Origin of the sequence: Fundicoccus sp. Sow4_H7 (genome assembly GCF_052115865.1) — a bacterium.
In the GTDB taxonomy this organism is placed as follows: Bacteria; Bacillota; Bacilli; order Lactobacillales; family Aerococcaceae; genus Fundicoccus_A.
Genome location: NZ_JBQKME010000013.1, coordinates 53,612 through 70,020, shown reverse-complemented (window position 1 = coordinate 70,020; position 16,409 = coordinate 53,612). Strand labels below are relative to the sequence as shown.

At 35.7% G+C, this 16,409-nt stretch carries 16 protein-coding genes; all 16 read right to left on the bottom strand.

All coding sequences use genetic code 11. From position 1 onward, the window contains the following. Positions 1-150 precede the first annotated feature (150 nt). Positions 151-1,260, bottom strand: coding sequence for a hypothetical protein (locus ACTQ54_RS10965; RefSeq protein WP_441756830.1), 1,110 nt, complete (start codon positions 1,258-1,260; stop codon positions 151-153). Between the two features lie 186 nt (positions 1,261-1,446). Next, entirely contained in the window at positions 1,447-2,841 is a 1,395-nt protein-coding gene (locus tag ACTQ54_RS10960; RefSeq protein ID WP_441756828.1) for a sugar transferase, read from the bottom strand. 256 nt (positions 2,842-3,097) lie between these two features. After that, on the bottom strand, positions 3,098-4,081 hold the full coding sequence (locus ACTQ54_RS10955; RefSeq protein ID WP_441756826.1) for a ribose-phosphate diphosphokinase: 984 nt from the start codon (positions 4,079-4,081) through the stop codon (positions 3,098-3,100). 19 nt (positions 4,082-4,100) lie between these two features. Further along, positions 4,101-5,471, bottom strand: coding sequence for a bifunctional UDP-N-acetylglucosamine diphosphorylase/glucosamine-1-phosphate N-acetyltransferase GlmU (gene glmU / locus ACTQ54_RS10950; RefSeq protein WP_441756824.1), 1,371 nt, complete (start codon positions 5,469-5,471; stop codon positions 4,101-4,103). A gap of 91 nt (positions 5,472-5,562) precedes the next feature. Beyond that, positions 5,563-6,399 (bottom strand): pur operon repressor, encoded by an 837-nt coding sequence (gene purR, locus ACTQ54_RS10945; protein ID WP_441756823.1) that lies wholly within the window; start codon positions 6,397-6,399, stop codon positions 5,563-5,565. 148 nt (positions 6,400-6,547) lie between these two features. Further along, positions 6,548-7,693 (bottom strand): toxic anion resistance protein, encoded by a 1,146-nt coding sequence (locus tag ACTQ54_RS10940; protein WP_441756821.1) that lies wholly within the window; start codon positions 7,691-7,693, stop codon positions 6,548-6,550. Between the two features lie 26 nt (positions 7,694-7,719). Further along, complete coding sequence (locus ACTQ54_RS10935; RefSeq protein ID WP_441756819.1) at positions 7,720-8,562, bottom strand: hypothetical protein; 843 nt, start codon at positions 8,560-8,562, stop codon at positions 7,720-7,722. A gap of 66 nt (positions 8,563-8,628) precedes the next feature. Continuing rightward, a complete protein-coding gene (locus ACTQ54_RS10930) occupies positions 8,629-8,778 on the bottom strand; it encodes a hypothetical protein (RefSeq protein WP_441756818.1) in 150 nt (49 codons plus the stop codon). Further along, on the bottom strand, positions 8,778-9,320 hold the full coding sequence (locus ACTQ54_RS10925) for a 5-bromo-4-chloroindolyl phosphate hydrolysis family protein (RefSeq protein WP_441756816.1): 543 nt from the start codon (positions 9,318-9,320) through the stop codon (positions 8,778-8,780). The genes ACTQ54_RS10930 and ACTQ54_RS10925 overlap by 1 nt, the downstream gene beginning before the upstream one ends. A gap of 1 nt (position 9,321) precedes the next feature. Continuing rightward, positions 9,322-10,719 (bottom strand): substrate-binding domain-containing protein, encoded by a 1,398-nt coding sequence (locus ACTQ54_RS10920; protein WP_441756814.1) that lies wholly within the window; start codon positions 10,717-10,719, stop codon positions 9,322-9,324. Then, positions 10,707-10,937, bottom strand: a complete 231-nt coding sequence (locus tag ACTQ54_RS10915; protein ID WP_441756813.1) for a hypothetical protein — start codon at positions 10,935-10,937, stop codon at positions 10,707-10,709. The genes ACTQ54_RS10920 and ACTQ54_RS10915 overlap by 13 nt, the downstream gene beginning before the upstream one ends. Positions 10,938-11,148: 211 nt before the next feature. Next, positions 11,149-11,967 carry a metal ABC transporter permease gene (locus tag ACTQ54_RS10910; RefSeq protein WP_441756811.1) on the bottom strand — a complete coding sequence of 273 codons (819 nt, stop codon included), beginning with the start codon at positions 11,965-11,967 and terminating at the stop codon, positions 11,149-11,151. Further along, a complete protein-coding gene (locus tag ACTQ54_RS10905; RefSeq protein ID WP_441756836.1) occupies positions 11,928-12,620 on the bottom strand; it encodes a metal ABC transporter ATP-binding protein in 693 nt (230 codons plus the stop codon). Before ACTQ54_RS10905 ends, ACTQ54_RS10910 begins: the two co-directional genes overlap by 40 nt. 65 nt (positions 12,621-12,685) lie before the next feature. Next, a complete protein-coding gene (locus ACTQ54_RS10900) occupies positions 12,686-13,609 on the bottom strand; it encodes a metal ABC transporter solute-binding protein, Zn/Mn family (RefSeq protein WP_441756809.1) in 924 nt (307 codons plus the stop codon). A gap of 784 nt (positions 13,610-14,393) precedes the next feature. Further along, positions 14,394-15,593 carry a YcjF family protein gene (locus ACTQ54_RS10895; protein ID WP_441756807.1) on the bottom strand — a complete coding sequence of 400 codons (1,200 nt, stop codon included), beginning with the start codon at positions 15,591-15,593 and terminating at the stop codon, positions 14,394-14,396. Positions 15,594-15,612: 19 nt separating this feature from the next. Then, the gene (locus ACTQ54_RS10890) at positions 15,613-16,305 is read right to left on the bottom strand and encodes a zinc metallopeptidase (protein ID WP_441756805.1); all 693 of its coding nucleotides are present in this window, start codon (positions 16,303-16,305) and stop codon (positions 15,613-15,615) included. Positions 16,306-16,409 lie beyond the last annotated feature (104 nt).

Genomic DNA, 16,409 nt, shown 5'->3' with positions numbered 1-16,409 from the left:
TCGAATAAATCTTTCCAATTCTTCCCACGTATGTTTACTATTTGAACGCATAAAAACTCCCCCAAAAGTAGTTTTACTTTTTCAGCGTCTACTTTAGGGGGAGCATATCAAGCGTTACTTGATCTAATTTCTAAATTTAATTTAAACTAATTATTCTGCATCTTCAGCCGATTCTTCAACAGTTTCCTCAGTTGTTTCTTCTGTTGTTTCTGTTTCTTCAGCAGATTCTTCCACTACATCTTCAATCGTTTCTTCAACAGACTCATCTGTTGTCTCACCATCTTCAGTTTCTGTGTCAGTTTCTGTTGGTGTTTCTGTTTCAGTTGGAACTAAACTATCAATTGCTTCTTGAGGAACAGCAATATCAAATTGTTCACCATAATTAGCAAAGTTCATTTCACCAGCAACAATAATAACTTGTGGCATAGCACTCATGTCTTCTTCCGCTACAACATCAGCAGGTACAAAGTCAGCTAAGTTAATTTGGAATTCAAAAGCCATTTTAGTTAAACGTAATGTTTCTTTGTCGTAATGAGTAGTAAATACTGGATTTGTTTTTAAGAATACATCTAAAATATCAGCACTATACATAGAGTCAATCATATCTTTTGTTTCTTGGTCTAATTCTTGACCCGCTTCTGTTTCTGCTTGTTGAATTGCTTCTTCTTTAACAGCGTTTAAATCAACAACTGAATTAAGATCTGCCCATAATTCATCAGCATTAATATTTTGTTTTAAAGAAAATACATATTCAGTATCTGTTTCTTCAAAATCAGTATATTTTTCATTTAAATCAAGACTTGCTTGCGCTTCAGGTGTTTCTTCCATTCCAGACATTTCGTTTAACGCTTGATAGAAAGCATCTGAAATTTCTTTTTCTTCTGCACTAAAATCTTGTGCTTGCCACGCTGTTCCATCAAATAAATAACCTACTGCATTTTCATAGAAAAGGTCAAATCCTAATGCTTCGCCAATAAATGGAGAAACAACTTCACCATGAGCTTCTAAGCCAAAGCGAGGATCAACATTGTAGGAAAAGTCATAGTTTAATTGTCCTAAATCAGCACGTTGTTCGTTACTAACCATCGCAAGTGAAATAAATCCATCTCCACTCATCGATGTTACTTCAGCGTTAGCTTGATTAATCTCTTGTAAAATTGTTTTTACATCAGATTCTTGTGCGCCTACGGCAGGTACAATTTGTAATGCTACTAATAGTGCAATCAAAAGACTACTTAAAGCTTTTAAACCTTTTTTCATTTAAATCACCTTTCTTATTTGGATTTATGGTTTCAGTATAGCATATGTTATTTTCACTGACTATTTTTATGACTTTCAAATTAACAAAAAACATAATTTAGATGCCGCTCAAATCGATAGTTCCATAAGATTTAAGTCACTATAATAATAAATAGCCCATCAATAACTTGATAGGCTAAAAGGTATTTATTCAATAATGATTAATTTATCTTCAAAGTCAGTCCAGTCCGCATGTATTTCTTGTTCTTCTTCATCCACACCGCGAGAACTTACTTTATCAAATAAAATTTTGACTGTTTGAAATAACAATTTAAAATCAAACGATAGAGAGTAGTTTTTGATATAAAGCAAATCAAAATTTAACTTACTATTAAAATCCGTACTATACTTTCCGTAAACTTGTGCATAACCAGTTATTCCAGCACGCACATTATGTCTTAAGCTGTAATAAGGATTAGCTTCTTTAAATTGATTCACAAAAAACGGTCGTTCAGGACGTGGTCCCACAAGCGACATATCCCCTTTTAACACATTAAATAATTGAGGCAATTCATCAATCCGTAAACTTCGAATCGTACGGCCTACCTTTGTCACTCGCGAATCATTAGAAGTCGCTAGCACCGGACCTGAATCTTGTTCAGCCGTAACTGACATCGAACGAAACTTCAAAATATTAAATTCCCGTTGATTTTTTGTAATACGTTCCTGCTTATATAAAACAGGACCAGGTGAATCGAGTTTAATAGCAATCATGGCAATCAACATAATAGGCGCCGTGATAACAATTAACACTAAAGCTACCAAAATATCAATTGAACGTTTAATAAGCTCTTCTTCTGCTGAAATTTTAAAAGGCGATACTTCAATAATACTTTCATCTTCGAAGTTCATAATATTCGGTTTAACCATCATTAAGTTTTGAAAGTTTGGACTTAAAAACATTTTTTTATTTTGTTCGGTAAGATATTCGTAAATTTTAACCCTTTCAGACTCTTCAATATGTCCCGTTACATAAACAATATCCACTTCATCTGCATTATTTCTCACATTATTATAGTAATTCGATAAGACAACATGAGTGACTTCATGACGTCGATTCTTCATTAAATCAAAGTTACGAATCGCATTGATTGCACTTTTCTCATCACCTACCACCAATATTTTTTTCTTCCCTCGAATACGATGGTATGCCCAATAGACAAAGGAATTATATAGAAACATCCCAAAAGTTCCAACAACAAAATTTATCATAATAACACTTCTTGGGAAGGTTAACCAGCTTCCCGCATAGGTTACAGCCATCATAAAAATCGTTAAAACTAATTGACTTAACATCGTAAAATAAAACAAGTCCAATACTGTTTTATTATAAAAAATATAGGTTTCGAACAGAATATTGATAATAATGAACCCAATAAATATCCATAAATAACTGCCCTCGAACGCTCTGAAGTTTCGTGCTGGAATATCACCCGCAAATTTAATATAAAACGATAAATAAATACAGGCTAATGAAACGAGTGACCCAACGATAACAGCAACAAATCGCAACAGATTGTTCCATTCATATCGATTATTCACTTAACCCCTCCTCTCGATACATAAAAGTATTTGAAAACACTACATGCCTATTATAGCGGTAATCCGTTGGTTTAGCTACAATTCTAAATAAAAATAAGTTATTTTGTCCAACACTTTATTTAATTGATAAATGATGAATTTATGAATGAATTGAATGATAACATTTTTTTGATTTTAATATTTTATATGAATTAAACCATTAAATATTTCATCCATAAAAAAGCCAAGGAAAGTTTCTCCTTGGCTTAGATTATTTTTACTCAATAATTTTGAATTTCTCATTAAATAATGGGCTAACTGAACGATTTTCATGGATTCTTATAATGGCTTCTGCCATCAATTGAGCCACTGAAACGGTATCTAATTTGTCCATTTTCTTGCTTTCGTCCAATAAAATTGAATCTGTTACGACAACTTTTTTAATAGGCGAAGCTTCTAGACGTTCAATCGCCGGATTTGAGAAGACCGCATGTGTACAACATGCATAAACTTCTTTTGCCCCTTTGTCAATTAAAGCTTGTGCTCCTAAAGTGATGGTACCAGCAGTATCAATCATATCATCGATTAAAATACATGTTTTACCTTCAACTTCTCCGATAATACTCATGACTTCCGCTACATTATCTTTCGGACGACGCTTATCAATAATCGCAATGGGTGATTTTAAAAATTCCGCTAATTTTCTTGCGCGCGTTACTCCACCGTGATCAGGTGAAACGACAACCACTCCATCACCTTCTAATTGATGTTGAATGAAATAGTTAGCTAATAGCGGAGCGCCTACTAAGTGGTCTAGAGGAATATCAAAGAAACCTTGAATTTGAGCAGCGTGCAAGTCTAAAGCTAAAACACGTGTTGCTCCAGCTACAGTAATCATATTTGAAACTAACTTAGCTGTAATTGGCTCTCTTGAATTTGCCTTGCGGTCTTGACGAGCATAGCCATAATATGGAATGACAACGTTAATTGTCTTTGCACTGGCTCTTTTTAATGCATCGATAGTGATGAGTAATTCAACCAAATTATCATTCACCGGATATGAGGTTGATTGAACGATATAAACATTATCACCACGGATACTTTCTTCAATGTTTACCTTAATTTCACCATCCGCAAAATGTGAGATAGAGATTTTTCCCAGTTCCACTCCAACTTCTTCAGCAATTTTAGCTGCCAAGGGTTCATTAGAACGTAGTGAAAAAATTTTCAAACTCGAGTCTTTATATGATTGTGCGCGCACTTTTTTATCCTCCAATTAATTATTTGTTTTGAAGTTTTTCCCAATAGTTTGGTATATTTTTTTGATCAACACGTGAAATGGCTAAAGCTTCATCTTCAACATTTTTTGTTATGGTAGCCCCTGCTGCAACAAAAGCACGATTTCCAACTTCGACAGGGGCCACAATATTAGCATTACAGCCAATAAATGCATTGTCACCTACTTTAGAACGGTGCTTATGTTTCCCATCATAGTTAACAAAAATTGTTCCACAGCCTACATTAACATCTTGACCGATATCCGCATCTCCGATATATGTTAGGTGGCCTGCTTTAGTTTTGGCTCCGACATTGCTGTTTTTAACTTCAACAAAGTTCCCAATATGAACCTCTTCACCAATCACTGATTGAGGTCTAAGATGAGCAAAAGGACCGATAGTAACTTTTTCAGCAATTTGTGAATATTCGATGACCGACTGTTTGATTGCAACATAATCGGCAATCACACTGCTATCGATTTCCGAATTAGAGCCAATAACACAATTTGAACCTATCGTTGTTTTACCTTTTAGGCTCACACCTGCTTCAATTATCGTATCTTGACCAATTTCAACATCAACTTCGATGTATGTATTCGTAGGATTTACTAAGGTTATCCCATTACGCATATGGTAATCATTAATTCGTTTGGTTAAGATTTGACCGGCTTTGGCTAAGGCAACACGATCATTAACACCAATGGCTTCATTCATATCTTCTAAAATGTGTGCCGAAACAGTATCTCCATCATTTTTCATAATTTCGATGACATCTGGTAAATAATACTCACCTTGTGCATTATCATTGGTTACTTTCTCCAATGCTTTAAAGAGTTTTTGATTGTCAAAAACATAAGTCCCTGTATTGATTTCTCTCACAGCTAACTCTGATGCATTCGCATCCTTTTGTTCAACAATTTTGACAACTGTTTGATTCTCGTCACGAATCACACGTCCATAACCCGTAGAATCTCCTACAATGGCCGTTAAAACAGTCGCTGAACTTGATGAATTTTCATGTGTTTCAAATAATTTATTTAGAGTTTCACTCGTTAATAATGGTGTGTCCCCACATATGACTAAAGTACTTCCTTCTTTATCAATCAATAAATCCTTCGCTTGTAAAACAGCATGGCCTGTTCCTAATTGTTCAGCCTGAAAAGCATAACTTGAAGATGAACCTAAAGTAGCTTCAACTTGATCAGCTCCATAGCCAACAATGGATACTATGTCTTCAACATGGTTCTGTTGAACGGCGCGAACAACGTGTTCAACCATCGACAAACCATTGATTGCATGAAGCATCTTTGGTAATTGAGACTTCATTCTCGTTCCTTTACCAGCAGCTAACACGACAGCCATTCGTTTCCTCATCAAAACACCCCTTATGTGATATACATCATTTAATTAAATGCATCTATATTATAGTAGAAAATTACGGACAATTAAACACCAACATACTATTCTAAATAAATATTGTTCCTTTTTCTACTGCCAAGACAAATTTACTACTTTCTTGGTCATAAACTATTTCAACTTTTATTAACGATTGATAGTCGGGTAAGTTGGTTTGCAACTCCGGAGAGTTATCCACTAACACACAAATGCTATCGACATAGCAATCAAATTCATGCATTAAATTAACTAAACCTTCCATCGTTCCCCCATTACGCATAAAATCATCGACGATGAGAACTTTGCTGTCTGCTTTTAAGCTTGATTTACTTAATTCCATTTTTTTAACAGTCCTGTGGATTCCCGATACAAAATTCGTTGAAATGGTTGAGCCTTCTGTATCCTGAGAATCTCTACGAACCACTAAATAATCGACATTTAAAAAGTGAGCCACTGCCGCAGCTAGTCCAATTCCTTTAGTTTCAATCGTTACAACCACGTCAATGCCTCTATCTTGATAAACTGACGCAATTTTTTTAGCAATAGAATGAACTAATGAAGGCTGTTGTAAAATATCGGTTAAATAAATATAATTACCCGGTAAAATGCGTTTACCTGTTTTAAGTTGTTGGAAAAGTGTTTGAATTAATTGCTGGGCTTCAGTCTCTCCAACCATCGGTTGATATAGGACTCCTCCTGATACCCCAGAAATTGTTTTAATCGTTCCCATTTGATTTTCAGATAACACACCACGGATATAATCTAGATCTTCACTAATAGATGATTTAGCACAATTAAAATAATCAGCAAAATATGACAAATGAACTAATTGATTTGGACGCTGGGTTAAATACTGAGTAATATATACTAAGCGATGATTGCGTCTTACTTTGGTTGCTTGACTCATAACACATTTCCCTCCATCAATTTCTCCTTCTATTATAGCAAAAAACTTAACATTTAGATATAAATTGATAGTAAAGTTCGGAAAATAACACCCCTATATCAATTGATTGCTTTTTTGATGCAGGGGAATGAATTTATTTATTTATTTTCTAAAATTTAATCGTCTTTAATAAGGTCGCTTGTAAGTCTGACTCAATTTTCTCTAATTCTATGGCAGCTTCAAAACGAGCTTTCTTAGCATTTTCTTGGATTTCTAAGCTTTCTTCGATTGTTGAAATAAGATCTTCATTGACCTTTTTCAAGGTTTCAATATCAATCGTCGAACGCTCAGATTCTCTTGCAACGTCTAAGGTATTTTGTTTTAGACTGGCTGAATTCCGTTTGAGCAATTCATTGGTTGTATCTGATACGTCTTTTTGCATTTGGAGGACTTGACCTTGTTTTTGCATTCCTAAAGCAATCACCACTTGTAATTTCCATAAAGGGATGGTGTTATTTATCGCATCCGTTACTTTATCCACTAACAATTTATCATTATTTTGAATCAATTTAATTTGTGGAGCCGTTTGAATGGCCATTGTTTTAGATGTTTTTAAATCAAATATTTTCTTTTCAAATCGATTGATGGTTTCATTAAAATCATTCACGACTTGTACAGCCATCGGATCGCCACTCGCCTGGGCTTGTTCAAATAATTTTGGTAAAGTTTCTTCTCGCATTTCAGTGATTTTTTCTTCACCTGCTACAATATACAATTGTAACTCATTGAAGTATTCCACATTTTTCTCATACAGTTTATCGAATGTACCAATATCTTTAAGTAGCTCCATGCGTCCGGCTTCTAACGAGGCTTGGATTTTATCAATTTGTGTTTCCATGACGTCATATTTGGCTAAATATCTTTCTACTATACGCTTAGCATTATTTAAAAAAGGGATTTTCGATAAAAAACCGCCATCATCAATGTTTGCTATATCTAAGTCACGGACTTTAACCATTAAATCTGACATTAATGTACCAATTTCACCCACATCTTTACTACGCACTTCGGATAAAATTTGTTCACTAAACTGTGCTAAATTTTTTTGTGAATTACTTCCATAAATACTAAGCAATTGACTATCTTGCAAGTTAATCGATGTTTTAATTTCATTGACCCGTTGCCGTTCTTCATTAGAAAGCGTGGCTACTTGGCGTTCAACTTCAGCAGTTATTTCATTTGGATTGACTTGGGCTTGTGCTTTTAGATTGTTTTTCATCAAATTATCGAGTGTAATTTCACTATTTTCGCTCATCGAGTATGTCCCCTTTGATATTTATTTTATTTAATAGCGTCCATTAACAAAAGCATCGTATCAATATCTGGCATGGGCATAATTTGGGTCACTTCAGTCGCTATTCCTGGAGTGTCAAAGACAGCTTCATTATTAGCTCCTGAGACAACTGTTCTAAAGCCATGTTCACGCCAAGCTATATCTTGAACTTTTCTATCTATTAAGGCATCTATGAGCACTTCACTTTGATCAGTTAAGCCGATTAATACGTGTGATGACCAAACTGTTGGCTCAGGATATAAAATCACAATTTGATCACGCACTTGTTCGTAAACATCCGGTTGTAATTTTGAAAATTCAAGCAACTGATTTTCATAACCTGCAATAATAGGATAGGCGCCAACTCCTTGGCGTAAAAATTGTTTGAACATATCAGATGATGTTGTTTGCATAAAACCAATGGCTTGGTAAATATCTTTTATTTTCGGCAAGATATCATTGACGGTATTTTCGTTAACAACTTGGTTGTTATTCAAACTATTGGCAAGTAAGCCTAGAAACATATTCCCTGAATTGGATGCATTAGGATCTGTGGTATCGACCAAAACATTTCCATAAAGTTGTGGAATTCCGATATCAGCCCAAGAGGTTCGGTTAACAATCATTTCCGCTAACATTTGCATATTAACATAATGAACACCATCACGAATGGTTACAACCCCTTCTTTTTCTAAGGCATTGGTCACTAAACGTCTTGAATATAAAACAATCGGCGTATTTAAAACAATATCATCGGCAACCAAGGGGCGATTTAAGTCTTGATATAATTCTAAAGCTAACTGACTGGATGGAAATAAGTAATCTTGTCCTTCAATATCCCCTTGGACCATATCAAAGGATCCATCGATGCGGTAATTTAATGTGATTCCATACTCATCATCGATATACTTAAGAAATTAAGGGTTACTAAATAAGCCTGACTTTTCTCCTCCTAAAAACCCTCTTAGTTCTACTTCATCCAGTCGATTCCCTTGAAGCAGAGTATAACCAACAGCGGAAATAATAACTAAGACAAGTACAATGAGTCCCCATAAGCGTGTCTTCATTAACTACCTCCTCCCAATCGTATCGTTTTTTCAAGTAATTCTGTTTCAACTTCTAACGTTAACATCTGATCTTTATAATAGTTATCTCTTTGCTGAGCAAAGACCTGATTAAGTAAATCCAAAGATTCTACCGTTCGTTCCGTGATGAGATTAAACTTGTCGGTCGAAACATTGGCTCTTTTTAAATGTAAATAATTTCCGATAATTTTATTGGCTGTAGGCAAATAATAGTTCAAAAAATGTCGCGATGACGAGATTTCCTTTGGAGCATCTTCTAAATAATCCAAGATATTTTGGGCAATTCCACTTAAGCTTTGTGCTTTTTCAGCGATTAGTGGATTCTGAATACCATCGGCTAAACGCTCCAGTTCAATATCACCTATTTTTAAAACAGGTTTTGTTAACATAAACACACCAAAGAAAATCGCGATAGCTAAAACAACCGTTAGGATAATCGGCCAATCCAATATAAAGAACATCACTAGAAACGTCACAATTGAACTAATCATTGCTAACAAATTTTGTCTGCCTTGTCCTTTCATATTAGTTGTATCCTTTCACTTGTTGAAATGCTTCAATCAAATTCTCCCGCCCATCAAAGACACGAGCCCGTGTTAAATTGGCAATTTTACTTAATTCATCATCTGAAGCAGAGCCAAACATGATTGAGAAAACAGGAATATCGTAGGCATAGTCCTTATAAAAACGTTCTAAGTCAAGAAAATCTTTATCTCCATTTGGCATTCCATCTGTTAGCACAACAACAGCTGGATTGTATTTATCGAGTTCACTTTCGTTATCCAAAGCAAGCCGTTCTAAAGCTTCAATAATGCCTTCATACATGTAAGTTGAACCGGACAATTCATAACTTTTTGCATCCGTATATAATTCTTCAGCATTACCTTTTTCAGATTCGACATCTAAGACACCACTTCCAAAAGGAATGAGATAAGTTAAATCTTCACTTGTTCCTAACAATAAATTCTCAGCGGCATTTTCAGGGATGAGGACTTCTTCTAAAGCCGCTATCATTTGATCATAGCCATCGCCATGCATACTTCCTGAGAAGTCTAAGACATACATGGTTAAAGCTGGCTTTTTAAATTGAGATTGATACAGCGATAAAGCTTCCATTATGACATCTGCTTGCGGCCATCTTATGGCAGCCAGTACACGCTCAGTATCCATACCCCATTCAGAACGAAAAACTTTTTCATTTTCAGGTCGAATCGTCCCATAGGCTGAGCGTTTACCTGTTTTTTCAATTTCATTTTGAGCTTCATCACTTAATAAATAATTCTGAAGTTCTAAAAACAATGCTTCCATGTCATCATTATCATGGTCAACATAAGCAAGCGGTGAATCACTCAGCGACAAACCATCCACTGGATAAACCATATACAAAGTTTCTTGATTGTTCTTTTCCAGTTCTAAATTGGTTTGAATAATCAGCGTTTCGTAGTTAACCATTGCATCATAGCCACCAGATAAAAATAAATCAACCAACCAATTAGAACTTCCAGAGGAGCGATTAACTCCAGATAATAAGGTAGTAATTTGTTCTCTCACAGCCTCATCAGTTAAATCCTCAGAAGTCAGCCCTTCCTCTTTACCTGCGATAACAGTTAAAAAGCCAATATAAGCTGAAGCTCCAGAGTTTGACTGCGTTGCAGAGGTCATCGCAAAATTCAATTGGTCATTTTCAATCGCTTCAATAATATCCGCTATGTAAACATCTGTGCCAACGAAACCAAGTTCTTCAGCAAGTGATTGTTTAATCCCAAATACAACGGGTGAAATTGAAGTCGTTTGGCTATGATCTAGTACACGATTGGTATCACCTAGTGTCAGCCAAATAGAGCTGGCTGGCCATACTGCATCGTAGGGTATATCACCGCTTTGTAGCATTCGCATAATATCAAGTGGGCCTAGGTAATCCATGGTGATATTTTTTTGTTTTCACGAGCAAAGCTTTCAAGGATTGGTTCTAGTTCTTCATTTTCTGAACCTACCACAATCGATAAAGTCGGTCCACTATATTCTGTAATAGCAAAATCGCCATCTGAATTCGTTGAAGTGGTAGTAGTAGTTTTATCCTCACATGCAGTTAAAAATACAATTCCAATAAGTAGCATTAGAAGCGACCATTTGAATTTCATATCTTTCCTCCTTATATCATAGGTTCTTTGACTAGAAATTAAACTTATTTGAAAGGTATTCAAGTCAATAAATTAACTACTCCTTTCAATTTAATATTGCTATTTTAATGCCTAAAAATCAAGCAAAGACCCTTTCAAGCTTTAGCCGTTTTAGAACAAAAAAATAAGCCAGACAACATCATTTGAGATGAATCTGACTTATCATAAAGAGTTATTTATTTGTGGGTTTTGAAGCTATACGATTAAAAATAGAAACGATGATGAAAATGGCCACGAAACAAAGCGTAATGGCTGCTCCAGGAGGTAGACCATAATAAAATGAAAAGGCAATCCCAATAAATATCCCAATCAAATTAATGATGATACCAATCACAATGGTTTGGGTAAAACTTTTTGAAATTTTAATGGCGGTCGCAGACGGAATAACGATAAGCGCTGAAATGAGTAACGCACCAATGATTGGCATGATAATGGAAATCGCAACACCGGTAATGATCGAAAACACAACTGACATCAAGCGAACAGGTAAGCCGCTAGTATGGGCGGTCGCTTCATCAAAGCTCAAGATATAAAGTGGTTTTCTAAATACGATGTATAAAACGATAATGAGAATAGCTAAAATGGCTAACATCCATACTTCTTGTGTTTGAATCAAAATAATCGAACCAAATAAATACTGATCAATCCTAAAATTACTGGAATCTGTATTTAGGCTTACTAAAACAAGGGCTACGGCCATGCCTGTTGCCATCATCATCGCAACTGAAATTTCCGAATAATTGCGGTAGGCAACGCGTAAATACTCAATAATGATAGAAGCAATAACGACAACAATAAGAGTTGTTATCGTCGGATTGACTCCTAGCAATACTCCTAGCGCTACTCCTGCTAAAGAAATGTGCGAAAGAGTATCGGCTAATAGCGATTGGCGTCTTAATATAAGCAGCAAACCAATGACCGGCATAATAAAAGATATTGCTACCCCCGCGATTAACGCGCGCTGGATGAAGTCATACTGAAACATCTCCATGGCGACCCCTCCTCTCGAATCAATCGAATTTCACGATCGTAATAACCTTCAATTTCTTTATCGGCATGTGTCACCATTAAGATGGTTTTTCCATGATGTTTGACACTATGTTTCAATAGTTTATAAAAGTTAACACGAGAACTAACATCCATTCCTGTCGTTGGTTCATCCAGAACAAACAAGTCGGGGTCAAGCGCAAAAACTCTGGCTAAACTAATCCGTTGTTTTTGTCCCCCTGATAAATCACCAATTTTTTTATGACGAATATCCTGCATCCCAACAGAAGCTAAAGCACGCTCCACATGTTCATGGTCTTCCGCATCTAATTTTTTAAACCAACGATTTTTACTATAACGTCCTGATTCAACAAAGGTTTGGACTGTACTTGGGAAGCCTGCATTAAATGATGATACATTTTGCTGAACATAGCCGATAGACAAAGGTTCACCTAAGTGATTTTCTTTAGCAATCTTTACTTCTCCCGTGGCCGGCTTTAATAAGCCAATAATATTTTTTATCAGCGTAGATTTGGCTGCTCCGTTTTCACCTGTTAAAATAACAAACTCGCCTGTATTGATACTAAAACTGATATTATTTAATACTTTTTCTTGTTCATAATAAAATGACAAGTCTTTAACCTCAATAATTGCGATTTCTTTCACCTTCTACTGTTTTTTCTTAAGTGATAGCCAGTTAAATCATTTAAACTATACGGGATTTAACGTGATAATTCAATCAAATTATCCCTCATGACATCAAAGTAATCAACACCTTGTGCTAGCTCATCTGAGGATACACTTTCTAAGGTACGTAAAGGACGAAGTTCGGCATTATTTGCTTGCGCAACGGTTTCTGCAATCGCACTATTACTTGAGGGATCAACATAAATGATCTCTACATTATTTTTAATAACAAAATCTTGCATCGTTGCGATTTCTTTCGCACTGGGTTCTTGACTAGTTGATAGACCAGCAATGGAAACTTGTTCTAAATCATAAGCATGGGCAATATATCCAAAGGCTGCATGTTGGACCACAAAGCGACGATCACTACGATTTTCTAAAGCTGCTTTATATTCTTCATTTAAAGCATTCAGTTCATCAATAAGCGCTTGATAGTTTTGTTGATAAACTTCCGCATTCGCTTCATCTAAACTAACAAAAGCATTCAAGACATTTTCAGCTTGTTGCGCATAGAACGATGGATCCAACCAAGTATGCGGATCATAGGCGTGACTGTGGTCGTGGTCGTGATCGTGGTCGTCTTCATCTTCAGCTGCACCTGCCAATAGACTTAAGTCGGCTGTTGCTTCTAGCACATAGGTTGTTTCGGGATTAACCACCCCAAGTAAATCCTGAACGAAAAATTCCATTTCATCATCCTGATAAATAAATAAATCTGCTTTTTGCACATCGGCTACATCACTCGCGCTAATTTCATAATTATGCGGATCTTGATTGGCATCCAGTAACATACTTACATTGGCTAAATCGCCTGCTATTTGCTGGGCTAAAAAATAAACCGGATAAAAAGTTGTCTTCACTTCTAATTTATCTTGAGCTTTTATACGGCTTGTTGTTGTGAACAGAATGCCTAATACAAGAAAAACTGACAGTAAGCTGCGTGCTACTTTATTTTTCATTAATTTCCCTTCTTTCAACAATAGTAATGGTTACTATTTACATACTACAGACCCCATTTCTCATTGTCAAGAAAAAACTTCACTTATTTTCACGAAACGAAATTAGACATTATTGGAAGTTACGAGATAGCTTTGTAGAAAATATTTTTAGTGTCCTTTCTCATAGGAAGTCTACAAATTTGTGTAACAATAATAGTGTAGGTCCTGGTTTAATGGCCACAGGTCACTGATCTTAATGTCAACTGAAAATAATTCACTTTTAAGTTACAACAAACAATTATAACGAATACTTTTTGGGGGAACGAGGCTAATGTTTTAAACTCGTCGATAACGAGGGACACTTTGGGTACTCGTTGAGAAGACGAGGCACACTTTGGGTACTCGTCGAAAAAACGAGGCACACTTTGGGTACTCGTCGAAAAAACGAGGGACACTTTGGGTACTCGTCAGAAAAACGAGGGACACTTTTGGTATTCATTGATGAAACAGTTGGCTACTTCATGCGTATAAAAATTCGATTAAATTACACAATTTCTTGGACTTAATTCTTTTTCATTAAATTTACTGGCTGACGGTGCATGTTTGACGGACGCATCATACCTTTTGCATTTACCTATAACGCGTTTAATGATTTCCCATTTATTTTTCTAGTTATCTAGCCACTGCCCATCTATCAAAACAACATTCATTTACTCAATGTTTAAATCCAATCTAGGAGAATACATAAACCCGTCCAAACGTTGTTAATTAGCGTTTAAGACGGGTTTTATTGATTCAGTGATATTTATTTGAATTGATCGAGCCATTTTTTGATTTGTTGAGGGGTATTTTCTGGTAAGGCTTGTTGGAGTATTTCCAATTGATTTTTTAGATTCATATTCATCATGGATTGAATTTCCTTGAGACGTAAATCTTTGCCTTCCATTTCAGCGATTAATATTCTTTGTAAAACTTCAACGTAGCTATAAGCAAGTGCGATGGTTAACATGGCGGCTGTGGTCCCACTGATCAAACCACCTGAGACTGTTCCGATACCTGGAATTAATTTAAAGGCTGAACTTACTAAATATTTTCCTAGCATCGTAGTCGTGCCTGTCCCACCGATACCTGCTAAAACACTAATAATTTGGGCTTTATCTAAGGATAAACCAAAAATTGCGGTGATGTGTGCCATCATCGTAATTTGCATGGGAACTAACAAAGCCGCATCCGAAATAGGGATTGGCGAAAAGCCTACCCCGAAGGCAGTTTTAACGTATGTTTTCGCCCAACGTTTAGCATGGTCAACTTTTCGTTGAATATCTATTTGTTGGGCATTGATAAAAGCCTGATATTGCTGACTAGGTATCAATTCAATTGTTTTATCAATTAACTCTTGCAAGCCAAAGGCTTTAATGCTTTGATTGCCTTGTAGTGTAAAATCTTTCGCTAATACGGCGATAACAGCTTTGACTGGAATTGCTTGAGCTAATTGATTAATGTAAATTTCAAATGTTTTATTTTCTTCACCTAAGGTTTGTGTTAACACTAAAATAACGGGTAATTGTTGGCCTAAAGCTTTGATTAAATCCAGCTCATACTGTTCAATTCGTGCCATATTAGCATTTAAACAGTAATAAACAACATGAATCGCTTCTTTTTCGCCAAGATTTTTTTGTCGTGAAATCAATTCTGATAAATCTTTGATGACTGCCTGTTGCGATTCTTCTTGTAATTCAAGACCTTTCGTATCGTATAAGGTTAAAGGAATTCCTTCTTTTGTGAGCTTTTGAACGGTTTGGGTAATAGGCATGCCAACGCCTGTTTCAGCGATATTTTCACGGAACAAGGCATTTATTAGGGTACTTTTACCACTGCCGGTTTTCCCTGCTACTAAGATGTTAATGGGTGACATTTCGCTAACAACCGTCTCGGTTTTTGCGATTAAATCATCTGCACGTTGCTTAGTGACGAAATTCTTCTTATTTTTGTGCCAAAATTTCATTAATGGCCACTCCTTCAATTTAGTTTCGACGACGGGACATTAAAATAAAGCGAAGTAACGTTAGAGCTGAGTTCAAGGTCGCTGCAATATAAGTAAATGCGGCTGCATTTAATACTTTTTTAGCGGCTGGTTTTTCTTCATCTGTAATGATTTGCTGATTATCAATAATAGCAATCGCACGACTACTTGCATTAAATTCAACTGGTAAGGTAATGATTTGGAAAATTAATACCAATCCAAATGCAAAAATTCCTAGATTAACCAAGGAAAAAATATTCAATAATAATCCCAGCAACATCATTGGAACAGCTAATGATGATCCGATTTGTACAACGGGCGCAATTAAGGATCTAAATCTTAAAAAGGCATAACCTTCTTTGTCTTGAATTGCATGGCCGGTTTCATGGGCTGCCACAGCAATGGCTGCAATTGAGCTAACATTATAAGTGGCTTGTGATAAACGTAAAATTTTATTACGCGGATCATAATGATCGGTTAAATTGCCTGCAACTTGTTCAACAACCACATCATGTAAGCCAGCAGTATCTAAAATACGACGCGCAACCTCTTTCCCAGTCATACCACTTCGAGAATCTAACTGATTATAACGGTTAAAGGTTGATTGAACTTTATACTGAGCAAACATAACAATGGCAGAACCAATAAGAACTAAAAATATGGTTGAATCATAATATCCATACATTGGGTACATACATTGACCTCCTATAAATTGTAACTAATCGTATTATAACAATTTTTTCCAATATATTGCTAATTTTTAAGCAAAAAAATACGATAGATTAATTATTCCCTAAA